Raw genomic sequence first — 26,220 nt, forward strand, 5'->3', positions numbered from 1 at the left:
CTACAACTCTTTGATTTGTCTTATCATTTGATTAGTAAATCCCCATTCATTATCATACCAGATCATAATTTTTACTAAATCTCCATCAACAACTCTCGTCATAGATGCATCTACTGTAGAAGCATAAGGATTCATTTGGATATCTGAGGATACAATAGGCTCATAAGTAACATCCAATACTTTAAGATATCGATCAGTTTTTGCTTCTTTTTCTAAAATTTCATTGATTTCTTCTGCACTGGTATTTCTCTCTGCCACAAAAGTAACATCGCTCACGGATCCTACTGGTACAGGAGTTCGAACTGCAACTCCATCAAATTTTCCTTCATATTGAGGTAACGCTTTAGTAGTTGCAATAGCAGCGCCCGTAGAAGTAGGTGTCAAATTTACTGCTCCTGCTCTACCCATTCTTGGATTTTTCTTAGAAGGCCCATCTACTAGTGTTTGAGATGCAGTATACGCGTGGATAGTATTTAGAATGGCTTTTTTTATACCAATGGTACGCCCTAATATTTCAACAACTGGACTAATGTTATTAGTTGTACAACTCGCACAAGAAAATATAGCAGCTTTACCATCAGCCGTATTTACGCCATGTACTACTGTTGGAGTATCCTTACTTTTTGTAGGTCCAGAAATTACAACATTAGTTGCACCTGCGTGAATGTGCTTTTCTGCATCTTCTCTATTGGTAAAAAAACCAGTACTTTCAATTACGATATCAATATTATTTTCTTTCCAGGGTAATTGTTCTGGATCTCTTTGATTAAGATATAATATTTTCTGTCCATCAACCTGGAGATGATCATCTTCAATACTTACATCTTTATTATAAATTCCATAAACGCTATCATATTTTAATAAATAACGTGCATTTTCAATAGACATTAGGTCATTTACAGCAACAACCTGTAATCCTGGTTCTTCCATTATTACTTTTAATGCTGCTCTTCCTATTCTTCCAAATCCATTTATAGCTATTCTCTTCATTTCTTTTTTTGTTGGTTAAATGTGGTTAAAATTTATATACGGCTAAGTCGTTAAAAAAGGATTAAAATTACTTTTCTATCTATTAATCATCAATCAATGATACACCATTAAGATCTGTAGTTAATACATCGCTCATATAATCAAAATAGGGTCTTAATAACTCAAAATGGTATACTACCTTATCTATAAAATCTGAAGTAAAAACCTCCTTATCTGTAAAGTTATGAGAAACAAAAAACGACTTGTTTTTAATTAAATCTATAGCTGGATGATCCTTACTAAAACCTTTGGGAGCTGTTTTTACTTGAAACTCTGTATTAAAACCTCCAAATGCTTTTTTAAAATCCTTTTGATCAAGTATATCTCTTATTTCCTGATCATCCATTTCAAACTCCTTACGAATACGTAATAAATCTTTAGGTTCTGGACTAAAAAAACCACCCGCCATTAAAGAATTACCCGGTTCTAATCGTAAATAATACCCACCTCTTCGATGCGCACCTGCTCTACTAAAACTTACACTTCGGTGTACATTGTATGGTGTTTTATCTTTACTAAAACGAACATCACGATTGATACGAAATACTTTCGTTTTTTCGATTTCGTCCTTTTCTTTGAGTCGTTCTACTATCTCAGCATAAAATTTCTTTAATTCCTTTTCATTAGCCTGGTAACGTTTCTTGTGCTCTTGCATCCAATCCCTGTGGTTGTTTTTCTTTAAGTCTAACAGAAAATCGAATGCTGACTTTGGTATGCTCATAGTATTGATTTTGTTTTAAAATTACTAAATTCTATATCCTTCATACAAGTTTAACTTAATTTTATGCATATATCTTACTTTTGACCTTAAGTTGTTATTTTTATCAGAAAAATGTAAGGATTTAAAACTTATTTTGACCTATGTCCTCTTTATTCTATATATTTACTAGACTTTTGAAAAAAGCATTATGACCAAAGAAAGAGATCAAATCATAGCTAAGATTAAAAAACAGAAAAAAAACCCTAATCTTAAGCTAAAACTTAAAGAAAGAACCGAGTATTTTACAAACCTCCTTTTTTACACTTTGTTTGATTCTGATACCGAAGTAGAGAAAAACATCGATATACTAGAACAGACCTTTGAAGAACTAATTGATCTCGCCTGTTGGGAAATTGAAAAACCTTGTAGTACTATATGGCAATCTTACCTTGAAAAATTGCCAGAAATACTCAATAAACTTAATAAAGATGCTGCCTCTTTTATGCAAAGTGATCCTGCAGCAAACTCTATTGAAGAGATTTATCTAGCATATCCTGGATTCTACGCTATAGCTATATATAGGCTTAGTCATGAATTATTAAAATTTGGTTTACCATTAGTTCCAAGGCTTATGACGGAGTACTCACATCGTTTGACCGGTACTGATATTAATCCTGGTGCTGATATTGGAGAATCGTTCTTTATTGATCATGCTACGGGTATTGTGATTGGTGAAACAGCCATTATAAAAGATAATGTAAAAATATATCAAGGAGTTACACTTGGTGGTTTATATGTAGATAGAAAACTACGAAATGTGAAACGCCATCCGACCGTAGAAAATAATGTTACCATTTATGCTAACGCTACTATTCTAGGTGGTAGCACCGTTATTGGAGCTAACAGTACTATTGGAGGTAACGCCTGGATTACTTCTTCTGTTCCAGAAGATTCAATCATCTCAAACACATCTGAAATTAAGATTAAAAAAGTGGTATAATGTCACATAGCATTTTAGACCTTATCGGAAATACGCCTTTGGTGAAGGCAACTTCCTTAATTGATAACCCAAATATTACTTTATATTTAAAACTCGAAGGACATAATCCTGGCGGTAGTGTTAAAGATCGTGCAGCATATAATATGATTAAATCTGCTTTAGATCGAGGGGATATTGATCAAAACACAAAACTTATTGAAGCTACTAGTGGTAATACGGGTATCGCATTAGCTATGATTGCTGGTATTTTTAATCTGGATATCGAGCTCGTTATGCCAGAAAATTCTACTAAAGAACGTGTGCAAACGATGCGAGCATATGGTGCCAAAGTAACCTTGACTTCAGAACAAGTAGGTATAGAAGGAGCAAGAGATTATGCAGAAGCCAAAGTAAATAATGATGGATTTATTATGCTTAATCAGTTTGCAAATGACGACAACTGGAGAGCCCATTATAAAACCACTGGTCCAGAAATATGGAATGATACAAAAGGTAAGATTACACACTTTGTATCGTCAATGGGTACTACCGGAACTATTATGGGAACCTCTACGTATCTTAAAGAACAATCTTCAGCAGTACAAATTGTAGGAGTACAACCCACAGATGAATCAAGGATCCCTGGAATTCGAAAATGGCCAAAAGAATATTTACCTAAAATTTTCAACCCTTCCAAAGTAGATCAAGTTATTGAAGTTAGTCAGGAAGAAGCTACAGCTATGGCAAAACGATTAGCCAAAGAAGAAGGTGTTTTTTCTGGAATGAGTAGCGGTGGAGCTGTAACAGCAGCAGTAAAACTAGCTAAAACTTTAAAAAGTGGAGTTTTGGTGGCAATTATCTGTGATCGAGGTGATCGATACTTGAGTTCAGATTTATTCGAATAAACTTTATCTAACCGCAAGTTAGTAAAACCTAAATCTTTATTCCTTTTATATAGACTTCCTTTCATCTATTTATTGATGTGGCCATCCTTCTTTAAAATGGAAATAATATGTTAAATATATATTTTCATCAATAGACACAGAGGATATTATTTATTTTTATTTAGAAAATGAAATCTTATTCTTTTTCCTAATAATAAATAAAAAAAGCCTTATAAATGGATAAATCTATAATAGACGTATTTAGAAAAATTTTTAAGAGAAACTTAGAGAGCCTAAAAACAGAAATAGCCTTATATAAAGATGAAAAACAACTTTGGAAAGTTGAAAAAGGTGTTACTAATTCTGCCGGTAACTTATGTCTACATCTAATAGGAAATCTTAATACATTTATAGCTGCTCAAATTGGAAAAAGTGGGTATATAAGAAACAGGGAACTCGAATTTACAGATAAAAATGTATCTAGGTCTGTATTAGAAAGTATGATTGATGAAACAATTAATGAAATTGAAAAATCATTAGATCAATTATCAATAGAACAATTAAGAGAAGAATATCCCAGGTTAATTGCAGAAGAAAAAGCTTCTACAGAATATATGTTAGTACATCTAGCCACTCACCTAACCTATCATCTTGGTCAGATAAATTATCATAGAAGGTTATTAGACGAATAAGCAGGATTCACCTTTGATCTTACTTGCAAACCTAATAATCAACACTATAAAAAAATTACAATCTTATAAAGTTTAAAGGAATAGTGCTTGAAGTAAAAAAATATACCGAATTATCTAAGCATACTATTGAAGAATTGAAATTCTATATCAATAATGAATTTGGACATATACCAATTGTAATCGAGACAGAATGGGCCATACCTGATTGGACAATAATCTATTATGAAAACGAACAGATTGCTACTTTCTATAATATTGTACTCAGAGAAATCTTAATTGATAATAAAAAGTATAAAACCGCAGGAATTAATAATGTTATTACCCCAAAAGAGTTTCGAGGAAAAGGATATGCCTCAAAGGCTTTAAGTACTACAGAATATCTAATTTTTAAAGATTTAAAATGTGATTTAGGAGTTTTGCTCTGTGCAGATGATTTAATTGCTTTTTATCAAAGATTAAATTGGTACAAAGTCAATTGTCCAGTATATTTTAAACAGTCAAGTGGTGAGAGATTATGGAAAGCTAATACTATGTTTTTGTCTACTTCTAAAAAAATAAATCCTAAAGAAATTAACTTAAATGGTTTACCTTGGTGAAAGCTAACAATCTAAACACCAGATAATCTTATTTCTCAAAATATGAATAACAGATTGCAATATAATTTAATAACACTTGGGCAACCTCTACCTGATTGGTGGTTAGAAAAGATTTTTGACAATGAGGTTCCTATGAAAAACGAATTTATTGGTAAACCATTACTCATTTTATTCTTTAGTTTAGGATGTCCGGGTTGTTTAGGAAGAGCCATACCCTATGCCAATAGAATCGTTTATGAAAAAAGTGATCTGATTAACGTTTTAGGAATACATACTAATTTTGAAGGAGTTGATTTCACTAAAGAACAGTTTATTAGTGCAAAAAATGAATATTATATTCGGTTCCCTTTTTACAAAGATGCTAATTATAATACTACATTTTTAGATTATGGCGCTGGAGGTACACCACATTGGGTTTTAGTCGATAAAAACGGAAATGTATCGTACTCTATTTTTGGATCTGATCCTAACAATGCATTATTACGTTTAGATTTTAAAATAGCAGAACTATTACAAGATTTTTAAAGAATCAAAAGGTAGGGTAAAAACATTTTGATCTGTTATACCTAAAACTACTTGAGTTATGAAATCTACCACATATATTAAATTTTTATTATTCGTTGGTTTAATCACTCTATTTGGCTGCTCGCAAAGTGATGAAACTACAACAATAGATCCTGTTCAAACAACAGGTATCAAAATTTTACCATTAGGAGATTCTCGAGTGCAAGGCGCCAGACCACTGTTTGAAAGTTACCGTTATGAGTTATGGAAAAACCTAGTAAGCAATAATTGGGATTTTGATTTTATCGGACCTATTATTGATATTGCTAGTTATCCCACATTTATGAATATGAATTTCGACACTGATCACGCAGGTGTTGGTGGTTTTCAAACTCAGGATATATTAAATAACCTTAGCAATGCAATTGCTAGTTCAGGAGTTCCAGATGTAGTTTTGTTAGGTATTGGAGGTAATGATTTATTAAGAGAGGTTTCTGTTTCTACCGCAATTAATAATATAAATCAAATTATAGATATTTTACAGAATAGTAATAATAATATCACCATATTTTTAGAGCAAATAGCTCCTGGAAGGTCAGATATCATGACTGCCGAACGTACTTTATTGTTTAATGAATTTAATAATAATATTGCTACTATTGGGGCTCAACAAACTAATGCCAATTCAAGAGTTATCATAACTAATATGGCTACTGACTGGATGGATTCTTATCTGGCTGACGATGTACATTATAATGAAGAAGGAGCAAAAATCATTGCAGATCGATATTATCAGGCGATCGATGCATTTTTAGAAAGAAAACAATAAATAATCCGACTATTCAATTTCCAAACCAATAAAGTTGCTATGTACTCCATTAAATATACTCAAATAAAAAACCATAGAATCTATTTATTTGTAACTATTGTCTTTTTCTTATTTACTAAAAATGTAATAAATGCTCAAAGTATTGAACAAAAAGCAATGGCAAAACTCTCTTTCATGATTGGGGACTGGAAAGGAGAAGGTAAATATTTAAATCAAAATAAAGAATGGGAATCTTATTCGGTTTTGACAAAGGTTTATTATGATTTGACTGGAGAACTTTTGGTACTAAAACTACGTTCTGTAAAAGACGGAAAACCTTTATTAAGTCTACACACCGTTATACAATATGACAAAGAAAAGGATAGTTATACATACATACCATTAACAGGAAAAGGAACACCAAATCAGTATAAAGGTGAAGTAAAAGGAAAAACCTTGACCATCTGGGCTAGTGAGGAGAGAAGGTTTATTTTTAGAAATACTGATAATGGAGAATTTAACGAGTATGGAGAAAACCTCGTAAATGGAATATGGCAAAAAAACTTTGAAGATATTATGCTTCCTACTACAGAAATACGGTTCTAATTTATATATATCAAGGTAACAGTTAAAACCTTCTTAATAGTATATAGCTTTAACCTTCCCTTCACATATGTGCTGTTGAACTTTTATTACCTTCCGCCGTTTAAAAATTCATCACATGCTCAAGAATACACTGAAGCTACTGCTATTTACAGTAGCAATAACAACTACAAGTTGTTCCGTTTTTCAACCCCAAAAAGGAAAGACCCCTACAGCCGAGGCAAAAAAGCCTGGTAAAAAGAAAGATGGTATAAAACCTTTTGATCAGGTTATTACCAAAGAAGCCAAATCTGATAAAGGTTTATTTACCGTTCATAATATAACCGATAAGTATTATTATGAAATCCCCGATTCATTACTAAACAGAGAAATGTTAATGGTAACTCGTATTGCCAAAACTGCTTCTGGCATTGGTTTTGGTGGAGGAAAACAAAACACGCAAGTTTTACGATGGCAACGAAAAAACAAACAAATATTGTTAAGAGTAGTTTCTCATCAAGTCATAGCATCAGATTCTCTTCCTATTCATGAAGCTGTGGTAAATTCTAATTTTGAACCAATATTATATGCTTTTCCAATCAAAGCCTTTCATAAAGACTCTGTGAACAATGCAACGGTAATTGATGTTACTGATTTGTACAAAAAAGATGTAAAAGCATTAGGATTCCCTAGTACCAGACGTAAACAATTTAAAATTTCAAAACTAGATAACAACCGATCTTATATTGATACTATCAGGAGTTATCCTTTAAATATAGAGGTTCGTCACGTAAAAACATATGATGCAGCAGAACCACCTTCAAATGCCAGTACAGGTTCTATCTCATTAGAGATCAGTAATTCTATGATTTTATTGCCAGAAACTCCTATGAAACGTCGTTATTTTGATCAACGTGTAGGATGGTTCGCCCGTGGACAGGTGGATTATGGATTAGAAGCACAAGAAAGTAAAACAGTACGATACTTAGATAGATGGAGATTAGAAGTAAAAGATGAAGATCTTGAAAAATTTAAGAGAGGTGAGCTTGTTATTCCTAAAAAACAAATCATCTATTATATTGATCGAGCGACTCCAAAGAAATGGAGAAAATACATAAAACAAGGTATCGAAGACTGGCAAATTGCCTTTGAGCAAGCAGGTTTTAAAAATGCAATTATCGCAAAAGATCCTCCTACTCCAGAAGAAGATCCTGATTGGAGTCCAGAAGATATTAGATATTCTGTAGTAAGATATCTGGCATCACCTATACCAAATGCTAATGGTCCACACGTAAGTGACCCAAGATCTGGAGAAATATTAGAAAGTGATATCAATTGGTATCATAATGTAATGACCTTATTACGTAACTGGTTCTTTGTACAAACAGCTGCTATTAATCCTGAAGCTCAAAGTATAGCCTTTAAAGATGAGATTATGGGTAGACTAATTAGATTTGTTTCTGCTCATGAAGTAGGACACACACTAGGTTTACCTCATAATATGGGAAGTAGTGTAGCATATCCCGTAGAATCTTTAAGAGATCCTGAGTTTACTAAAAAATACGGGACTGCTCCTTCAATAATGGATTATGCAAGGTTTAATTATGTTGCTCAACCAGGAGATGGTGATGTGGCTTTAATGCCAAATATTGGTATCTATGATAAGTATGCTATCCGTTGGGGATATCGTCCTATTCTTGATCAAACTGCAGAAGGAGAAAAGAAAACTTTGGACAGCTGGATATTAAAACATCAAAATGATCCAATGTATAGATTTGGGAGACAGCAATTTGGAGTAATTGATCCAAGTTCTCAAACTGAAGATTTAGGTGATGATGCAGTAAATGCAAGTACGTATGGAATAAAGAATCTAAAAAGAATCATTCCTAATCTTATTACCTGGACTTCAGAAGATGGGAAAAATTATGATGATCTCGGAACCATGTACCGACAAGTATTAGGACAGTTTAATCGTTATATGGGACATGTATCTTCTAATATCGGAGGAGTATATGAATATTATAAAACATATGATCAGGAAGGTGCTGTTTACTCCCACGTTACTAAAGAAAATCAAAAACGTGCGATGAATTTCTTACACCAACAATTATTTGATACTCCTAATTGGTTAATCGATAAAACTATTTTTGACAAGATTGAATCTGCAGGAAATATAGAACGTATTCGTAATATGCAGGTAAGAACATTAAATAACCTGTTAGATCACGGTAGAATGGCAAGGTTAATTGAAGGAGAAGCATTAAATGCACAAGAATCTTATTCTCTACTTGATATGATGAGTGAATTGAGATCTGGATTATGGTCAGAATTACGAAATGGAAAAACTATTGATGTTTATCGCCGTAATTTGCAAAGAGCCTATATCGATCGAATGGAGTTTTTAATGACCAAAGATCAACCTAAAATCCCTGAGAACTTTAGAAGATTCGTAGTAAGAACTAATGTTAATGCTTCACAAAGTGATATTAGAGCTTTAGTACGTGCAGAACTTAATACATTACGTCGTGATGTTAGAAATGCTGTGGGTAGAACCTCTGATACTATGACTAGATATCACCTTAGAGATATTACCGAACGTATTTCATCAATTTTAGATCCTAAAAACTAAAAATAAAACCCTCCTGTTATTTATAATTTCAGGAGGGTTTTGTATACCATAAAATCAATCTTGGTATACATTTAATGGTTAACATAAATAAAGTATTTAACCATAATTATATAAAAACTTCTTTTTATCTTATTGTCTAAATAGTCAAAAGTATATTTCAGGTTTCCTTTAGTTTTAGTAGCTTTATGAGATTATAACACAACTCACAAACTCTAACTATGAAAGATTCTGTACAATCAGAAATCCCCGGAAAAACCACTTCTATTCTTCCTTGGGGAGATCTTATGTCTTTTTTTAAGGATTATCATAAATTCAAACAGAAAAAAATTGAGAAATACGGGGAGATATATAAAATCAAAATTCTAAACAAAGAGATTTCTACTTTACATGATAAAGAATCTGTAAATTTTACTTTAGTCCAACACGCAAAAGATTTTAACAGTAAAGAAGCTTGGGAGCTTATACTAAAAGATTTGTTCCCTAATGGACTTATGCTTATGGATGGTGATACACACAAGGACCATCGTTCTATCATTGCAGAAGCTTTTAAAAAAGAACCTATGGAAGGGTATCTGGAGATGATGAAAGATATTGTACCTTCTCATATAAATTCTTGGAATAATCCTAACCCCAAGATATTTCCATTATTAAAAGAGTTTACATTAAAAATAGCCTTACAGGTGTTTTTCGGAATTGATAAAAATCAACAATTTCCAAAAATTAATGAAGCTATTAGTAATATTGTCGATGCAAGCTCTGCCCTACCCATTAAATTACCTTTTACAGCGTATAACAAGGGGATAAAAGCCAGGAAATATTTAGTCAAATTTTTCAAGGAATTATTACCCGAAAGAAAAAATCACCCTAAAAAAGATCTTTTTAGTATTCTGGCCACTGCAAAAAATGAAGATGGACAATCTCTAAATGATGAACAAATTATAGATCACCTAATATTTATTCTAATGGCGGCCCACGATACAACAGCTAGTACTCAAACTAGTTTTTGTTATTTTCTCGCCAAATATCCCGAATGGCAAAACAAACTTAGAACAGAAGCCCGTTTATTCTATAAAGAACATAAAGATGATTTCAAGGTAAAAGATCTGAGAAAACTCGAGCACCTGAATTTGGCTCTTAAAGAAACCTTACGCATGTTTCCTCCGTTGGTCTCAATAGGAAGGGTTGCTACCAAAGAGTTAGAATATAAAGGATATCAACTTCAAAAAGGTACACAAGTATCTATTGATATTGATCAAAATCATCATAATCCCGAAGTATGGTCCTGCCCTGGTAGTTTTGATCCAGATCGCTTTTCAAAAGAACGAAGCGAGCATACTAAATGTCCTTATACCTACACTCCTTTTGGTGCAGGCTCCCATTACTGCATTGGTTTTGCATTTGCAGAAATGCAAATAAAATATGTTATTAGTCAACTATTACTAACACACGAATGGTCTGTTCCTGAAAATTATGAAATGCCTGTGAAACCGGTTCCTTTACAGGTTCCAGAAGATGGGTTACCAGTAAGTATGAAAAAAATCAATTGATTATTATGCGATGCAAAAGATGAAGCCTTTTACCGTAGTGTTCTTGGATTCATTTTTTTGTTGGAATATGAAAATTGAACACCTTACTATTAAGGATCATTGTATTAGTCAATAGTCATTTAGTACTAACTACCTCTTTTCAAAACTCATAAAACCAGAATTTATACGAACATTGTTTTTTTTCTACGAATAATCCCCTAATTTTAGTATTCGAAACCCTTCCCCAGGTTAATACCCCATTTAAAATAATAGTAGTAATACGTTCTTAATTATGAACAAAAAAAGCATAAATAAGAGTAAATAAGTTATTACCATGAAAAATCATATCCCAACATTTCTTGTACTATCAATTTTTATCGGTTTATTGACTTATATCGTTATTTCAAATAGCTTGTTAAATGATTTGATCATATTTCATCCTGATTTTGAAGAAAATAGACAACAAACACAATTGGTACTAAAACGAGATTCTACAAAACACGTTTTGTCTGTAAGTGAATTAGCTATAAAAGGCATCGAAGTTAGTAATACCAACCTTGATCATACTAATATAAAAAACCAGTTGTATGTAAACACGCATCCAGCTGCACTAACCTGGATACTATTTCACAGTATCGTTCTTTCCCTTGCTACTGCTTCTATACTATTTTTAATATTCTTGATCTATAGAATAAAAAAACAATTTAATATCATTGTTTTCTCTAAAAAATCCTTTAAAACTCTAATTCCCATACTATTACTAATTACTTTAACCGTTTTATCATTAATGTTTTTTGCAAAAGATCATCAACGTATTATGGGAGGAGCAAAACTAATGACTCTCTTTGATATTATCTTTTATAATCCAAAAACTATAGTAAACAGTATTTTGACAGTATATTTTGCTGTTGGAGTCGTTCCTCTCATCGGTATACTTTTTATCAATATAGCAATCAGAAATGCTTTTAATTTCAATACAACAAAGCAAAAAGAAAACTGGCAAATCAATTATAAACGTTTAAAAGATAAGCTTAATGTTTTTGCACTTTTTATAGGGCTTTTAGTTGGCTCTTCGATTATAAGTACACGGTTACAAAGAGATATGATTGCAGAGCAAATCTATAACATTAAAGAAATTTTTCCTGATGAGTTTATTTATGGATATGGCATATCATTTACCTTAATTTTAGCACTATTTTTTCTACCATCATTGGGATATCTAAAGTATTACAAACAAAAAGAAGGAACCTATTCTCAGGTTAAAAAAAGTCCAACTAGCTGGTGGAAATTGGGTGAAGAATCTATTGATGATATAAAGCTAATATTTTCTATTATTATCCCCTTGTTAAGCAGTATAGTTCAATCCTTTTTTTCTTAGCAGTTATCGAATAAAAAACATCACAAAAAAAAGATCCTTGGATTAATCAAAACTATTAATTAGCACATATTTTTAAAGTATTTCCTTTCTTTGCATTTATGCCAGAACAAAAAGAGATCTTACATACATTAAAGGAGTATTTTGGTTACGATCAATTTAGACCATTACAACAAGAAATCATTGATTCAATATTTACTGGTAATGACAACCTTGTCATTATGCCTACTGGTGGTGGTAAATCTATTTGTTATCAACTTCCTGCCCTATTATTACCTGGAATAACCTTGGTTATTTCTCCTCTAATTGCTTTAATGAAAGATCAGGTAGATGGTCTTTTGGCTAACGGAATCCAGGCTGCATTTGTAAATAGTAGCCAAACTGAAAATGAGCAACAAGAAATCTATCAAAAGTTATTAGACAAAGAGATCAAATTACTTTATGTTGCTCCAGAGAGTCTTAGTTTTCTTGATGCTATACTTGTTCAAATCAAAATAAGTTTAATTGCTATAGATGAAGCGCATTGTATCTCAGCTTGGGGACACGATTTCAGACCAGCATATACACAATTGGGATACCTTAAGGATAAATTTAAAAACACTCCCCTGATAGCATTAACAGCGACAGCTGATAAAGCAACCCGACAAGACATTTGCAATCAACTTAACATCCCAAATGCGATACAACATTTAGCATCTTTTGATCGTAAAAACCTAAGCTTAGAAGTTAGACCTGGAAATAAAAGAATAGAGCAAATCACTAGCTTTTTGGCAGATAATCCTAACGATTGCGGAATTATTTACTGTTTAAGTAGAAAAACTACTCAAATGCTTGCAGAGAAATTGCAGCAACAAGGTTTTAAGGCAGAAGCATATCATGCAGGTATTGATCATCAAAAAAGGTCCAAAGTCCAGGAAGATTTTATTAATGACACTGTCCAAATAGTTTGTGCTACTATTGCTTTTGGAATGGGAATAGATAAATCAAATGTAAGATGGGTAATTCATTATAATCTACCAAAAAACATCGAAGGGTATTATCAGGAAATAGGTCGGGCAGGGAGAGATGATCTACCCTCTTCTACTTTACTTTTTCATAGTTATGCAGATGTAGTACAACTACAAAAGTTTGCTGATATGTCAGGTAACAAAGAAGTACAGTTGGCTAAACTGGATCGTATGAAACAATATGCTGATTCTTTAAGTTGTAGACGTAAAATCTTATTAAGTTACTTTGGAGAAATCATTACAGAAGATTGTGGCAACTGTGATGTATGCAAAAATCCTCCTAGTTTTATAGATGGAACCGTTATTGCTCAAAAAGCATTATCTACAATAGTTAGAGTCAAAGAAGAAGAACCAATAGGTACTGTTATAGATGTTCTTCGCGGGGCGCAAAATGCAGCCGTTTTTGACAAAGAATATCAACACATAAAAACCTATGGTATTGCCAAAGATATTGCCTGGAAAGATTGGCAACAATATATAATTCAATTAATTAATCAAGGGTATATTGAAATAGCTTTTCATCAAAACAATAAGCTTAAATTAACTTCTAGGTCAAAAAAAGTACTATTTGAAGGTGAAAAAGTAAGTCTCGCCAATCTGGTAGAGTTTGAAAAGAAAAAAGAAGTTATAGCCGAACAAATAGGTAAAAAATCTACTCCTGATTTATTTGAAAAACTTCGTTTATTAAGACTGGAATTGTCAAAAGAAGCTGGTATTCCTGCTTACCAAATTTTTAGTGATGCAACACTAAAAGAAATGGAAAAATCGAGCCCCATGACAGATGAAGAGTTTATGCAGATTAGTGGTGTCGGGCGACAAAAAATGCAAAATTACGGGTATCAGTTTATCAAGGCGATTATTGATTTTTCTTCAGAAAAAACTAAAAAGAAAAAAAAGAAAGGAGCCAAAAAAGGAGAAACACTTAAAGAAACATTGGCACTCTACCAGGATGGATTATCTATAGAAGAAATTTCTGTTAAAAGAAAACTAGCTGCTTCTACCATTTTTTCGCATATCATGAAATTACACGAAAACGGTGAGAACATTGATCTTCGTCAATTTATAGATAAAGAAGATCTTAATATGGTCGAAAAAGCAAGAGAAACTCTTAATAACCCAGAAGGATTAAAACCATATTTTGAATATTTTGAAGAAGCTATTAGGTATGATACGATACGTTTAGCACTAGCAATTTTAAATAACAAAGGAGATAACTAATTTCTAAGCATATTTACTTATAACACAGGAATAATCTTAACTTCAAGTTTCTCATTTCCCGTACTTTTTCGAAATCCCTTATGTAACTCTTTTGAAGGAACACTATATGGGTAAAAGGTAATAGGTTCAATACATATCATATTCGACACTTCAGTCCATAACATTACATGATCAAATCCTATGGTTTCTATGGTAACACCAACGGAGCCATTATTTTCTAAAGAAATTTGATTACTATTATTAACCAAATATGCAGCTGCTCCAACATTCAAAACATCGGTTAAAGTCAATTTTGTTTTGTTAGATACAATTTTTACATCCTCATTATATACTTTAAAAGCTGGGTGAAACCCTAACATATAAGGCATCTCTTTTTCAGATTTTATTTCAAAAGAAATTGTAAGAGAATCTTCTTTTAACTCAAAAGTTTTAAAAAATTCAAAATCATATGGCCAAGACATATATTCAAGTGTAGACTTATTAGGAAACTTTGGATTTGGTATAAGAGTACCTACTTTATAATTCTTACGATAAACTACTTTATCATTTTCTTGAATATATAGTTCATAAGACAAGGCTCTTAGTATTCCGTGTTGATCAAGAGATGCATCCTTCTTTGGTGTTTCTACTAAAAAATCATTGTCTTTTGTAGGGCCAATAATAGGAAACATTTCAATTTCGGTACTACCCCATCCTTTATCATCTTTTTGATGCATCAATTCAATACTAGTTACTTTATAGCTAATCAATTCACCTTTATCGATTGTAATAATAACATTACTTTCTTCCTTAACTAATTGTATTTTCATTCATTAAATTTAAAATATCACTAAGGCATTTATGTTTTCTAATAAAAACTGAAAATACAAATCTCTCAATAATTTCAATTAACCTTATTTTAAATTTCTTAAGAAAATATAAATATATCGTTAACACATTCTTAAAAAGAGAAAAGTGGAGTAAGAAGAATAAAAATAAACCAATTTATTTTAGTCTTAAATTAGATAAAAAGTGATCTATTTTATCTGATAAAACAACCTGTTTCATCTATCAATAACCACTTTTTACATTTCACAAAAACAACTTGAAACCAACGACTTACATCTTCAATATTTACCAAAAATTAGATGAATACTAATAGGCATATCATATACGTTGATTAGTGTAGACAAACTCAACACTTAACCAACATGCGAAAAGAATCAATTTTCACACTATTGATTTTGGTATGCAATTATATTACATTTTCACAAGAATCTATAGATGTAAATCCAGAAGGAAACCCCATTACTAATTTAACTGCTGGAGAACTTGTACGTGATGTTTTGATTGCTAACGATGGAATCATTTTTGACCCAACCACCATTATTGTTGCAGAAGATCCACAAAGCATCGGAGACCCTCAAAGAAGAAGCTGGGGTTATTTTACCAAAGCACAAAGCGATTTTCCTTTTGACGAAGGAATAGTTCTTACCACGGGAATAGCTGTCGAATCAGAAGGTCCAAATGATAGCTTTTTTAATGGTGCCGGATTGCAATCCTGGATTGGTGATGATGATCTTAAAACAATACTGGACAACACAAACGGAGATGACTTTGAAACTTTTAATGCAACTACATTTCAATTTGATTTTATCCCAGAAGGAAACACCCTGGTTTTTGATTTTATTTTTGCATCAGAAGAATATGAAAGAGATTATGAATGTAGTGCCAGTGTAAGAGATGGTTTTGCTTTTTTGATTAAAGGTCCAGGAATACCTGATGATTCCGGAACTGTTTTTGGTGGTAGTAATATTGCTGCGATACCAGGCTCTAATAATATTGTAGTAAATACAGGATCAATTCATGTGGATACTGATGCGCAAGGAAATCCTTTCAGGTGTGGTGGTGAAGTATTAGGTGTTAATTTTTTTCCCGAGCTATACGTTAGTAATTCTGGGACCAATAATACCAATATCATGCAGTTTGATGGATATACTCAAATATTAAACACAGAAACTATTGTAGTTCCTGGAGAAACGTATACTATAAAATTTGTTATTGCTGATCGCGGCGATGCAGATTTAGATTCTGCTGTTTTTATAAGAGGATTCTCAGTGAAGTCTAATGTAGTAATTCTAGATGAGGACGATTCTGAAGCTAATTTTTCATTATGTGAAGGCGATTCAGAAATATTAACAGCTACCAATGTCGATGATCCGTTTTCAGGTTCTGAAACCTATGAATGGCAGAGAGATGGAGTTACCATACCAGGTGAGACTTCTCCAACTTTAACCGTAACTCAAAGCGGTACCTATAAAGTAATTGTAACAGACTTAGGCATTGCAATTGAAGATACGATTATTGTTACTGTTATTACTCCGCCTAATGCAGGAACTTCTGGCGAAATTATACTATGCTCAGAAGATGTAGCAGTTGATCTTTTTTCTATTCTAACCGATAACCCTGATGCTGGAGGTAGCTGGAATCCAGCTCTACAAAGTGGTACTGGTATTTTTGATCCCACCGCTGATCCAGCCGGAGTATATACATACACAGTATCAGGAGATGGATCTGCAAACTGTCCTGATGACTCAGCAACAGTAACGACCACAGTAAATATTACTCCTACCCTAACTCTTGACACTACAGTTTGTGCCGATAATCAGCTTACTTATAATGTTACATTTAGTACAAATGGGTCTTGGGATATCACCATTGATCCTCCAAATGCAGGAGTTATCGATATTCCTAATACTACCATTACAGAAATAGCAAGCGGTACAGATATAATAATAACAGCAATCAATCCTAATAATAGTAATTGTGAAGCTTCTTTATCTGTTACATCTCCTGATTGCGATTGCCCTATAATAGCAGTGCCTACTAATCCAAGTAATATGAGTATTTGTAGCGGAGAAACTATTCCGCAGTTGTCAGTCGATGTTTTAACTGGTCAAACTGCTAATTGGTATGATGATGAAGGTAATTTACTAATTTCAAATAGTACGACCTATACTCCTACAAATAATGTAGCTGGAAATTATATTTATAGTGTAGAAGCCGTTGATATCGTTTCAGAATGTGTTAGTGATATTGTAGACGTACGCTTCAATATCATTTTAATTCCTGAAATAACCCTCGAATCAAGCGGATCGATTTGTGTTGATAGTGATGGAACCCCAATTGATAATGGTGATTTTCCGGTTATCAATACATTACTTAATGATAATGAGTATTCTTTTGTATGGAGCTATAACGGAGTCGTTATTATTAATGAAACCTCTTCAAGCATCACAGTAGAAAACCCTGGTGAGTATACAGTTACTTATAAAGATATTTCTTCAGATTGTTCTGGTAGTTCTAGTATTATTATTGAAACGGCAACTATTCCTACTGCTTTAAATCTACAATTGTCGATGGGGGCATTTGCAGAAAATAATGATATTATTGCCACGGTTACCGGTGATGGAGATTATGAATATATTCTGGACAATGGAGATCCACAAGAGAGTAATGTTTTTCAAAACGTTGGGCTTGGGCTTCATGAAGTTACGGCATTTGACACTAATGGTTGTGGATCAATTACAGAGGAAATATTTGTGGTAGGTTTTCCTAAATTCTTTACTCCAAATGGAGATGGATTTCATGATAGTTGGAATGTTATTGCTGATTTTGACTTACCAGATATGAATATATTTATTTTTGACAGACACGGAAAGCTACTAAAACAACTAAACCCCAATGGATCAGGTTGGGATGGTACTTATAACGGCAAGATTCTGCCTTCTACAGAGTATTGGTTCAAAGCCGAGTTATTAGATGGATCTGCTACCTATATCAATCATTTTGCACTAATACGTTAATTACATTCATATCAATATTTGAATAATTGAGATATACTTCGATTAATAGTATACATTTTATTTCTCAAGATATTATTAACTCATTCATAGTTACATCTTAACGTATCGTTGTACAAAAAGAACTACTCCTCTATCACTAATATTTTGCGGTTCAAATATTATTAATATATTTGCACTGACTATACGGTCAGTCAACAAATATTATATGGATAAAAAATCTCAAATTATAGAAATCGCAACAAGGCTATTCTCTGAAAAAGGCTATGAAAACACTCCAATTTCCAAAGTATGTGAAGTTGCTGACATTTCAAAAGGACTTGTTTTTCATCATTTTAAATCTAAAGACGGTTTACTAAGAGAAATATTTGCCAGTACTACGCAATTAATTGTTGAAATGAATCAGTCAACAAAATCAACTCAACCCCCTACTCAACAGTTATTAGATTTGTTAGAAGCTTTTTTTGAGCAATTAAAAAAAGATAAAATGTTTTTTCAATTAAACCTGAATGTTATGACGCAACCAAAAACCAGGGAATTGTTAAACGATTTAATAAAAGAAAGATCCTCTTTTATACTAGATTCGGTTCAATCCATTTTTAAGCAAATTGATTCAGAAAATGCATTGATTGACAGCTATCTATTTATTGCTGAGCTAGATGGAATCGCCTTAAACTTTTTAGGAATTTTTGATAACTATCCATTAGATCAAATTAAAGATAAATTAATAAAAAAATATACTAGTGATGAATTTTAGAATAACAGAAAATGAAGATGATATAAAACATTTAAGAACTCAATTATATCTTCAACTCACCGCTCCTATTGATGCTATGTGGGAGCTACTTTATATAGGTTCTTCAAAAAATTATATAATCGAAAAAAATGATGAAACTATTGGATATTGTTGTATTGATAATGACAAAAACCTATTACAATTATTTCTGCTAAAAGAATATAATGTTCATGTAGATCTAACAATTAAATCATTAATAGAATCCAAATTGATTAATTCTGCAAGACTAAGCTCTAACGAGCCCAAAGTTTTTAACAGTTGCTTATTACATTCAAAATCAATTGAACCTAACACCTATTGTTTTCAGCATTCCAACATCATTAAAAAAACAGATACTTCAATAGACTTAAAATTAGTTTCAGAAAATAACATCTCAAAAATTAAATCTTTTCTTAAAGAACAAATAGGAATGGATGATACTTTTGGATATACGGAAAATCTGGTAAATAGAAAAGAAATCTATATGCTTGAAGAGTCTGGTGAGATTATCGCAACAAGCGAGTGCAGATGGAGTGATACCCAACTTGATATTGCAGATTTGGGAGTAATAGTACACAAAAAACATCAGGGAAAAGGGATTGCGACTCAAATTTTGCAATTACAAGCTCAAAGAGTCCTTCAATCAAATAAAAAACCTATTTGTTCTACCACAACTGATAATATAGGATCAAAAAAAGCAATCGAAAAAGCTGGTTTCTACTGTTCCAATATCATTTTTGATATACGTTTTAATTCCAATTAAAAATGGATCTTATGACACTTAAAGATTTAGGGTATAATACTCAAATAGAAAAACATAGAAAAGAATCTAACTTAGATTCTTTTGAAATTGGGAGAGTAATTTTAGAACACAAAGATAGATATGTTGTAAAAAACGATAAGAATGAATATGATTCAGAACTTATCGGAAATTTGAGGTTTACGGCCCAATCAAAATATGATCTCCCTTGTGTTGGAGATTGGGTAGCCTTTTCTGAATATGATGAGAATAAAGCTTTAATTCATGCTGTTTACCCCAGAAGTTCAATTCTGGAAAGAAAAGCAGTAGGCACCTTAAGCAAAAATCAAATAATTGCAGCAAATATTGATTATGGTTTAATTGTTCAATCTGTAAATAGAGATTTTAATATTAATCGTATAGAACGCTATTTAACAATTTGTAATACTGCCAAAATCACTCCTATTATAGTCCTAAGTAAAATTGATTTGATTGAACAATCAGATCTTGAAGAAATACTTGATAACATCCATAAAAGAATAAAGAATGTTTCAATTGTAGCAATAAGCAATCATTCTCACATTGGGTTAGATGAAATAAAATCTAAATTAAGTACCGGAAAAACATATTGTTTACTGGGATCTTCTGGTGTAGGAAAATCAACTCTTATCAATAATTTAATGGGAAAAGAGTTAATGGCCACAGGAGAAATTAGTAAAAGTATTGATCGAGGAAAACATATTACCACACATAGAGAATTATTAGTTTCTGAAAACGGAATTTTAGTTGATAATCCAGGAATGAGAGAAGTGGGTATGACAAATGATGCTAAAGGTTTAGAAATAACCTTTGATGAAATTGTAAATCTCTCACAAACTTGTAAATTTAATGATTGTACACATATCAATGAGAAAGGTTGTGCTATCTTAAGGGCTATTGAAACAGGAGAAATTGATATAGATGCTTATGAAAACTTTCAAAAAATGGAGCGAGAAAGAGCTTTTTTTAATTCTAGTGAAGAAGAAAGAAAAAAGAAAGATAAAAACTTAGGGAAATTGATTAAAAACGTTCAAAAACAAAGAAAAAGAAATAAATACTAAAAGTAACGCTTACAAATAAATGGAAGATATCTGGAAAAAAATATTGAATGAATCTGAAGCTTTATCAAAGGATGAATCAATCATAAAAAAAGTAATTGATCAAACTATTAATAAAAAAGAAAACTTCTGGATCTCAATAGCATTCATATTGAGTAATCTATTAGCTAATAATTATATATCTCAATCAGAATTACAAACCCTGATTAGTCAAATACTAACTAAAAATACCGAAATCCAAACTCAAATTATTACGGATTTTAAAACATATTACGAACGTGACTTTGCTTGTGAGACATATATAGAAGTTATTTTGTTTAATAGAGGTTTTCAAGCCGTTACAGCATATCGGATAGCACGATATTATTATCAGAATAATCAAAAATTAACATCCAAGTTTTTTCAGAATAGAATTTTTGATGTCTTCGGAATGGATATTCATCCAAATGCCAAATTAGGACAAGGAATCGTTATTGATCACGGTATAGGATTAGTAATAGGAGAAACTGCTGAAATTGGCGATAATGCCTTTATTTTTCATAATGTTACATTAGGCGGAACTGGTCATAAGGGAGGAGACAGACATCCAAAAATTAAAAACAATGTGTTTATAGGTGCCGGAGCAACTATTCTAGGAAATATAGTAATTAATGATAATGCAAATATAGCTGCAGGAAGCGTGGTTACTAAAGAAGTACCAGAAAACACAACTGTAGCCGGCATTCCTGCTAAAGTGATAGGTAAAGCAAAAAAATTACAATAGAAAGACTTAGTTAAAATAACTAATACTAAACTAAAGAAAGACTGTTCAGAATAGAACAGTCTTTCTTTAGTTTATAATGGATACAAGATTATGTATACTTAATAAACCTAAATTAAACATTCTTTCCTATTTAATAGATAATAAAATAAAATCAACATAAATAATCAAACCATTAAAGTAATGTATATTCGTCACTTCAATTTGTAAGAACACTTAGTATTTACATATTGATAAGTAATTCTTTATTTCATTCATATATGAACCGAACTCTTAGTAAAACAAAAACATTTGATTTAGTAATAAAACTGATCATCCTAGTTTTTTTTAGTAATCACCTCATATTAGCACAAACACCCAAAGTGGATAGTTTAAAAAATGAATTAGCTAGTTACACTGCTAGAGATACCATAAGGATTGAGTTATTAAACTCACTAATTTATGAAATATATGATGTTGATTTAGCTCTTGCTGAAACATTGACAGAAGAAGCTGAAATATTAGCAAATGAGCTAGATTTTAAAAAAGGAAAAGCCGAAATAATTTATAGGAAAGGGCATATAGAATTGATTAAAGGGGATCTTACTAGTTCATTAAATTACTTTAATCAATCCTTAAAAATGTATGAATCTTTGGGTCAAAAAAAAGGAGTATCGTACTGTCTTAATGGTATAGGTATGCTTTATTATAATCAGAGTGATTTTCCTAAAGCATTAGAGTATTATAAGAAATCCTTAGATATTGATAAAGAACGTAATGATTTAAATGGTATTTCAGGTAGTTATAACAATATTGGCAATATATATGCTGATCAAGGAAACTATGATCAAGCTATTGAATATTACATTAAAACAATAGAAGTTAAACAACAATTAAATAATGATTATGGTGTTGCTTTGGGATATAATAATATAGGCAGTATCTATGGTGAGCAGGGTAATTTTCCAAAAGCTTTAGAATATTTTCATAAGGCTCTAAATATATATGAGAAACCTGAAAACGAACTTAAATCTCCTACCCTATTAAGCAATATTGGTTTTATATACAAAGCTAATGGCGATCTGGACAAAGCACTATTGTATTATAATAAAGGTTTAGAATTCAATAAAAAACAAGGTAATAAAAATGCCTTAGCCCGATACACAAATAACATTGGTAGTATTTATAAAGAGCAAGCTAATTATACAAAAGCATTATCCTTTTTTAATGAAGCCCTAAAAATAAATGAGCAAATTAATGAGAAATCCAGAATAATAATATCCTTAAGCAATATAGGAGATGTACAAATCTTGCTTAAAGAATATGATAAGGCATTTCAAAATTATAATAGAGCCTTAACCATCAATAAAGCGATAGGATACGAAATTGGTAATTTACGTCCGTATATAGGTATTGCGACTATTTATTATAAACGAGAGCAATATTCAAATGCTTTGGACTATGCTTTAAAAGGACAAAAAATAGCAACAGCAATAAAAGCTTTAAAACCACAAAGAAGCATCTCTAGATTACTTTCTGAGATTTATGACGGTCAAAAAAAATATAAAGAAGCTTATAAAAACTATCGAGAATATAAAACCCTGAATGATAGCATCTTTAACAAAAAGAATATTCAAAAGTTAACCCAGTTAGAATATGAATACAAGTATCAAAAAGAACTGGATTCTGCCAGTCGCAGAGAAATAACACTTACCAAAAGAATTGAAACTGTAGATAAAAACCTTGCAGAATCACAAAGATATATGCTTTTAGCTGTCATTGGATTTTTAATAGTTACTATCATTCTAGGAACCAGAATATTCTTACTAAGAATACGTAATATCAAATCAGTTAATCAAAATATTTTGATCGAACAGAAATTACTTCGTTCTCAAATGACACCACATTTTATATTTAATTCATTATCAGTTTTACAAGGAATCATCCTTAACAAAGAATCAAAAAAAGCAATAACTTATCTGTCAAAATTTTCTAAGTTATTACGCATCATTCTCGAAAATTCAAGAGACAAAACAGTAGTATTAGAGAATGAAATTAAAGCAATTGAAAATTATTTAATTGTACAAAACTTAGGTGCAGAAATTCCATATAATTATATCATAGAAATAGATGATGATATTGATAAAAATAGAATACTCATTCCTCCTATGATGATTCAACCATTTGTAGAAAATGCTATTGAACACGCTTTTCGTAAAGAAGATAATGATAAACAAATAACCATTATATTAAAATTTGTTGATGATAAACTCATTTGCTCTATTATAGATAACGGGATTGGGATTGATGCAAAAACAGATAAAGAACTTACTGATAAAACATCACTGGCTACCACAATCACGGCAGAACGTCTACAAATGTTATCCAAAGAATTTAAAGTAGAAACAAATATTACTATAGAAGATAGAAAACATAGTAATGAAAAAGGCACAATGGTTACATTAATATTACCATATAAAAGGGTTACACATGATTAAAACAATACTGGTTGAAGACGAATCCTATATAAGAAAAGGTTTAATCTCTCTTATCAATACTTTAGATAAAGATCTTACAATTATAGGAGAATGTGGTTCTGTAGCAGAAGCTGTTACAGTAGTTAAGGCCTGTAAACCAGATCTAATTTTTTTAGATATTAATCTTCCGGATGGAAATGCTTTCGACTTTTTAGAATTAACCAAAGAATTAGAATTTAAGGTAATCTTTATAACGGCTTATGATCAATATGCTTTACAAGCCTTAAAATTAGGTGCAATAGATTATATCTTAAAACCTGTAGATATCGAAGAGCTTGAAACTGCAATCGATAAAGTTATAGATACTAATCTTCTAACTCATAAAGAGCAAATACGCGTTGTAAAAGAACAATTAGATACTAATAGATTAGTGGTCAGCTTACACGATGGTTATCAGGTGATCAATACCAACGAGTTGATGTTTTGTAAATCAGATAAAGGATACACCACATTTTATCTATCCAATAGCAAATCAATAATAGCATCCAAACCGATTAAATACTTTGTAGATAAACTCCCGGTTTCTAAGTTTGTGAGAACACATCAATCTTGTTTAGTTAATCTTGATTATGTAGATAGATATGATAAAAGCGGTGTAGTTATCTTAAGAGGTAATCAAAAAATTCCAGTATCGATTCGTAAAAAAGAAGAGTTTCTTAACAGGTTACTGGCTCGTGATTAAGTAATATTTTTTCATCTAAATAAGTTTTCTATAATTACACTTATTATAGAAATTCATTCTTTTTTGTAGTATTATTTTATGCTTTTGAAATTATCAAATGATATAAAATAATAACGAATATCGATTCATTCCTAACGGATATAAATTCCCTGTTTCTTCATAGGTCTTCTATAACTACTTTTAGGCGATAATATCACTAAAATCTGCATGTTTTATAGTTATACATACTATATATCACTAAAAATTATTACACAAAAAAATTCAAAAATGACAATAACAAAATCATTATCAAAACTCTATAGATTATCTCTTATCTTAATCTCAGCTTTTTTACTTACCAATTGTGAAAGAGAAGAAAATCAAGAAGATGTTTTTCAGGAAACAACCTCATCGCTATCTAAGAAAACATTCAATCTGACCGGATTTTATAACGGAAGTGATAAAGGTCTTTATTATATAAAACAAATCGGGAATGATATTTTTTGGTTTGGAGAAGATCCTTCAGGAATTTGGGCAAACACATTTAAAGGTACTCTTGATGGAAACACACTTTCGGGAACATTTTACGATGTCCCCAAAGGAAGAAATGTAGCTTACGGAGCACTAACCTTTTCTATCAGCAGTGATGGAAATGTAATAAAAAAAACATTTGGTCCTGGGTTTGGAGGTAATGTATTAACCAAAGCAAATCGTCCTTCAGAATTACCAGGCACTCGTATTCAAGGTTTTGGAAATAATAATAACATTAATGACCTTACCGCTAGATGGAAAGCAAATGACGGAGGTTTTTATTATATCCGTCAGATCGGAAATCGTATAATGTGGTTTGGAGAGCAGGATTACAAAAATGGCCGCCCAATCTGGTCTAATGTAGCTTTTGGCATCAGATCAGGAAATACAATAAACTTAGAATGGATAGATGTACCTAAAGGGAATAATGGCGGTTATGGAAAATTAGTTCTTAAAGTTGATGATGCTAACACCATATCACGAACTCAGGCAACAGGTGGATTTGGAGGAAGAACCTGGAAAAGGTAAGAACATAACCCAATTTATTATATACTTATAATAGTACGTATATAAATACATAGTAGATTTTAGTGATACCATAAACCACTGACTTAAGTTTTAACCTCTCTTAAATCAGTGGTTTATTACATAATTATATGTTTTCATTCAGAAAATAAGTAGATCTTTAATAAGGTATTAACACTACTCTATCTCATTATATCGAATTTATATCCATTCAATAATTATATAAAACTCAAACGAATATATAT

Annotated in this window: 22 protein-coding genes; 19 read left to right on the plus strand and 3 right to left on the minus strand. The window is 31.5% G+C overall.

The genetic code is table 11. The annotated features are described in order from the left end of the window. On the minus strand, nucleotides 1–990 hold the full coding sequence (gene gap, locus U0D62_RS11450; protein WP_322287422.1) for a type I glyceraldehyde-3-phosphate dehydrogenase: 990 nt from the start codon (nucleotides 988–990) through the stop codon (nucleotides 1–3). An 82-nt stretch (nucleotides 991–1,072) separates the two neighbouring features. Then, nucleotides 1,073–1,750: a DUF2461 domain-containing protein gene (locus U0D62_RS11455; RefSeq protein WP_322287423.1), complete on the minus strand. Its 678-nt coding sequence runs from the start codon at nucleotides 1,748–1,750 to the stop codon at nucleotides 1,073–1,075. Between the two features lie 187 nt (nucleotides 1,751–1,937). On the opposite strand from U0D62_RS11455, the gene epsC reads away from it, so the two are divergent. The 11 genes from epsC (at nucleotide 1,938) to recQ (ending at nucleotide 14,529) form a co-directional block, all read left to right on the plus strand. Next, complete coding sequence (gene epsC, locus U0D62_RS11460) at nucleotides 1,938–2,729, plus strand: serine O-acetyltransferase EpsC (RefSeq protein WP_322287424.1); 792 nt, start codon at nucleotides 1,938–1,940, stop codon at nucleotides 2,727–2,729. After that, complete coding sequence (cysM, locus tag U0D62_RS11465; RefSeq protein WP_322287425.1) at nucleotides 2,729–3,613, plus strand: cysteine synthase CysM; 885 nt, start codon at nucleotides 2,729–2,731, stop codon at nucleotides 3,611–3,613. Before epsC ends, cysM begins: the two co-directional genes overlap by 1 nt. Before the next feature lie 215 nt (nucleotides 3,614–3,828). Then, nucleotides 3,829–4,284, plus strand: coding sequence for a DinB family protein (locus U0D62_RS11470; RefSeq protein ID WP_322287426.1), 456 nt, complete (start codon nucleotides 3,829–3,831; stop codon nucleotides 4,282–4,284). An 83-nt stretch (nucleotides 4,285–4,367) separates the two neighbouring features. Beyond that, nucleotides 4,368–4,880 carry a GNAT family N-acetyltransferase gene (locus tag U0D62_RS11475; protein WP_322287427.1) on the plus strand — a complete coding sequence of 171 codons (513 nt, stop codon included), beginning with the start codon at nucleotides 4,368–4,370 and terminating at the stop codon, nucleotides 4,878–4,880. A gap of 42 nt (nucleotides 4,881–4,922) precedes the next feature. Then, nucleotides 4,923–5,405, plus strand: a complete 483-nt coding sequence (locus U0D62_RS11480; RefSeq protein WP_322287428.1) for a TlpA family protein disulfide reductase — start codon at nucleotides 4,923–4,925, stop codon at nucleotides 5,403–5,405. Nucleotides 5,406–5,463: 58 nt separating this feature from the next. Continuing rightward, entirely contained in the window at nucleotides 5,464–6,213 is a 750-nt protein-coding gene (locus U0D62_RS11485; protein ID WP_322287429.1) for an SGNH/GDSL hydrolase family protein, read from the plus strand. 39 nt (nucleotides 6,214–6,252) lie between these two features. Further along, complete coding sequence (locus U0D62_RS11490) at nucleotides 6,253–6,798, plus strand: hypothetical protein (protein ID WP_322287430.1); 546 nt, start codon at nucleotides 6,253–6,255, stop codon at nucleotides 6,796–6,798. 115 nt (nucleotides 6,799–6,913) lie between these two features. Next, nucleotides 6,914–9,403: a zinc-dependent metalloprotease gene (locus U0D62_RS11495; protein WP_322287431.1), complete on the plus strand. Its 2,490-nt coding sequence runs from the start codon at nucleotides 6,914–6,916 to the stop codon at nucleotides 9,401–9,403. Nucleotides 9,404–9,621: 218 nt separating this feature from the next. Beyond that, a complete protein-coding gene (locus tag U0D62_RS11500) occupies nucleotides 9,622–10,950 on the plus strand; it encodes a cytochrome P450 (RefSeq protein ID WP_322287432.1) in 1,329 nt (442 codons plus the stop codon). A 313-nt stretch (nucleotides 10,951–11,263) separates the two neighbouring features. Continuing rightward, the gene (locus U0D62_RS11505; protein ID WP_322287433.1) at nucleotides 11,264–12,307 is read left to right on the plus strand and encodes a hypothetical protein; all 1,044 of its coding nucleotides are present in this window, start codon (nucleotides 11,264–11,266) and stop codon (nucleotides 12,305–12,307) included. Between the two features lie 98 nt (nucleotides 12,308–12,405). Continuing rightward, a complete protein-coding gene (gene recQ / locus U0D62_RS11510; RefSeq protein WP_322287434.1) occupies nucleotides 12,406–14,529 on the plus strand; it encodes a DNA helicase RecQ in 2,124 nt (707 codons plus the stop codon). A 17-nt stretch (nucleotides 14,530–14,546) separates the two neighbouring features. Here the strand turns inward: recQ and U0D62_RS11515 are convergent, their stop codons facing one another. Further along, complete coding sequence (locus U0D62_RS11515) at nucleotides 14,547–15,338, minus strand: aldose epimerase family protein (RefSeq protein ID WP_322287435.1); 792 nt, start codon at nucleotides 15,336–15,338, stop codon at nucleotides 14,547–14,549. Between the two features lie 381 nt (nucleotides 15,339–15,719). On the opposite strand from U0D62_RS11515, the gene U0D62_RS11520 reads away from it, so the two are divergent. From U0D62_RS11520 to U0D62_RS11555, 8 genes are all read left to right on the plus strand, one after another. Then, nucleotides 15,720–18,374: a choice-of-anchor L domain-containing protein gene (locus U0D62_RS11520; RefSeq protein ID WP_322287436.1), complete on the plus strand. Its 2,655-nt coding sequence runs from the start codon at nucleotides 15,720–15,722 to the stop codon at nucleotides 18,372–18,374. Nucleotides 18,375–18,579: 205 nt separating this feature from the next. Next, nucleotides 18,580–19,128: a TetR/AcrR family transcriptional regulator gene (locus tag U0D62_RS11525; protein WP_322287437.1), complete on the plus strand. Its 549-nt coding sequence runs from the start codon at nucleotides 18,580–18,582 to the stop codon at nucleotides 19,126–19,128. Further along, nucleotides 19,118–19,909, plus strand: a complete 792-nt coding sequence (locus U0D62_RS11530) for a GNAT family N-acetyltransferase (RefSeq protein WP_322287438.1) — start codon at nucleotides 19,118–19,120, stop codon at nucleotides 19,907–19,909. The genes U0D62_RS11525 and U0D62_RS11530 overlap by 11 nt, the downstream gene beginning before the upstream one ends. Before the next feature lie 11 nt (nucleotides 19,910–19,920). Continuing rightward, nucleotides 19,921–20,985 carry a ribosome small subunit-dependent GTPase A gene (gene rsgA, locus U0D62_RS11535; protein ID WP_322287439.1) on the plus strand — a complete coding sequence of 355 codons (1,065 nt, stop codon included), beginning with the start codon at nucleotides 19,921–19,923 and terminating at the stop codon, nucleotides 20,983–20,985. A 19-nt stretch (nucleotides 20,986–21,004) separates the two neighbouring features. Next, the gene (cysE, locus tag U0D62_RS11540) at nucleotides 21,005–21,745 is read left to right on the plus strand and encodes a serine O-acetyltransferase (protein WP_322287440.1); all 741 of its coding nucleotides are present in this window, start codon (nucleotides 21,005–21,007) and stop codon (nucleotides 21,743–21,745) included. Between the two features lie 359 nt (nucleotides 21,746–22,104). Next, nucleotides 22,105–24,219 carry a tetratricopeptide repeat protein gene (locus U0D62_RS11545; protein ID WP_322287441.1) on the plus strand — a complete coding sequence of 705 codons (2,115 nt, stop codon included), beginning with the start codon at nucleotides 22,105–22,107 and terminating at the stop codon, nucleotides 24,217–24,219. Continuing rightward, nucleotides 24,212–24,940, plus strand: a complete 729-nt coding sequence (locus U0D62_RS11550) for a LytR/AlgR family response regulator transcription factor (protein ID WP_322287442.1) — start codon at nucleotides 24,212–24,214, stop codon at nucleotides 24,938–24,940. The genes U0D62_RS11545 and U0D62_RS11550 overlap by 8 nt, the downstream gene beginning before the upstream one ends. Before the next feature lie 267 nt (nucleotides 24,941–25,207). After that, a complete protein-coding gene (locus tag U0D62_RS11555) occupies nucleotides 25,208–25,978 on the plus strand; it encodes a hypothetical protein (protein ID WP_322287443.1) in 771 nt (256 codons plus the stop codon). The last annotated feature ends 242 nt before the right edge of the window (nucleotides 25,979–26,220 follow it).

Origin of the sequence: Aquimarina callyspongiae (assembly GCF_034322225.1) — a bacterium.
Classification (GTDB): domain Bacteria; phylum Bacteroidota; class Bacteroidia; order Flavobacteriales; family Flavobacteriaceae; genus Aquimarina.

Excerpts from the sequence above, each read along its gene's own strand:
- gap (WP_322287422.1), bottom strand. The coding sequence starts at position 990 with ATGAAGAGAATAGCTATAAATGGATTTGGAAGAATAGGAAGAGCAGCA.
- U0D62_RS11455 (WP_322287423.1), bottom strand. The coding sequence starts at position 1,750 with ATGAGCATACCAAAGTCAGCATTCGATTTTCTGTTAGACTTAAAGAAA.
- epsC (WP_322287424.1), top strand. The coding sequence starts at position 1,938 with ATGACCAAAGAAAGAGATCAAATCATAGCTAAGATTAAAAAACAGAAA.
- cysM (WP_322287425.1), top strand. The coding sequence starts at position 2,729 with ATGTCACATAGCATTTTAGACCTTATCGGAAATACGCCTTTGGTGAAG.
- U0D62_RS11470 (WP_322287426.1), top strand. The coding sequence starts at position 3,829 with ATGGATAAATCTATAATAGACGTATTTAGAAAAATTTTTAAGAGAAAC.
- U0D62_RS11480 (WP_322287428.1), top strand. The coding sequence starts at position 4,923 with ATGAATAACAGATTGCAATATAATTTAATAACACTTGGGCAACCTCTA.
- U0D62_RS11485 (WP_322287429.1), top strand. The coding sequence starts at position 5,464 with ATGAAATCTACCACATATATTAAATTTTTATTATTCGTTGGTTTAATC.
- U0D62_RS11490 (WP_322287430.1), top strand. The coding sequence starts at position 6,253 with ATGTACTCCATTAAATATACTCAAATAAAAAACCATAGAATCTATTTA.
- U0D62_RS11495 (WP_322287431.1), top strand. The coding sequence starts at position 6,914 with ATGCTCAAGAATACACTGAAGCTACTGCTATTTACAGTAGCAATAACA.
- U0D62_RS11500 (WP_322287432.1), top strand. The coding sequence starts at position 9,622 with ATGAAAGATTCTGTACAATCAGAAATCCCCGGAAAAACCACTTCTATT.
- U0D62_RS11505 (WP_322287433.1), top strand. The coding sequence starts at position 11,264 with ATGAAAAATCATATCCCAACATTTCTTGTACTATCAATTTTTATCGGT.
- recQ (WP_322287434.1), top strand. The coding sequence starts at position 12,406 with ATGCCAGAACAAAAAGAGATCTTACATACATTAAAGGAGTATTTTGGT.
- U0D62_RS11515 (WP_322287435.1), bottom strand. The coding sequence starts at position 15,338 with ATGAAAATACAATTAGTTAAGGAAGAAAGTAATGTTATTATTACAATC.
- U0D62_RS11520 (WP_322287436.1), top strand. The coding sequence starts at position 15,720 with ATGCGAAAAGAATCAATTTTCACACTATTGATTTTGGTATGCAATTAT.
- U0D62_RS11525 (WP_322287437.1), top strand. The coding sequence starts at position 18,580 with ATGGATAAAAAATCTCAAATTATAGAAATCGCAACAAGGCTATTCTCT.
- U0D62_RS11530 (WP_322287438.1), top strand. The coding sequence starts at position 19,118 with ATGAATTTTAGAATAACAGAAAATGAAGATGATATAAAACATTTAAGA.
- rsgA (WP_322287439.1), top strand. The coding sequence starts at position 19,921 with ATGACACTTAAAGATTTAGGGTATAATACTCAAATAGAAAAACATAGA.
- cysE (WP_322287440.1), top strand. The coding sequence starts at position 21,005 with ATGGAAGATATCTGGAAAAAAATATTGAATGAATCTGAAGCTTTATCA.
- U0D62_RS11550 (WP_322287442.1), top strand. The coding sequence starts at position 24,212 with ATGATTAAAACAATACTGGTTGAAGACGAATCCTATATAAGAAAAGGT.
- U0D62_RS11555 (WP_322287443.1), top strand. The coding sequence starts at position 25,208 with ATGACAATAACAAAATCATTATCAAAACTCTATAGATTATCTCTTATC.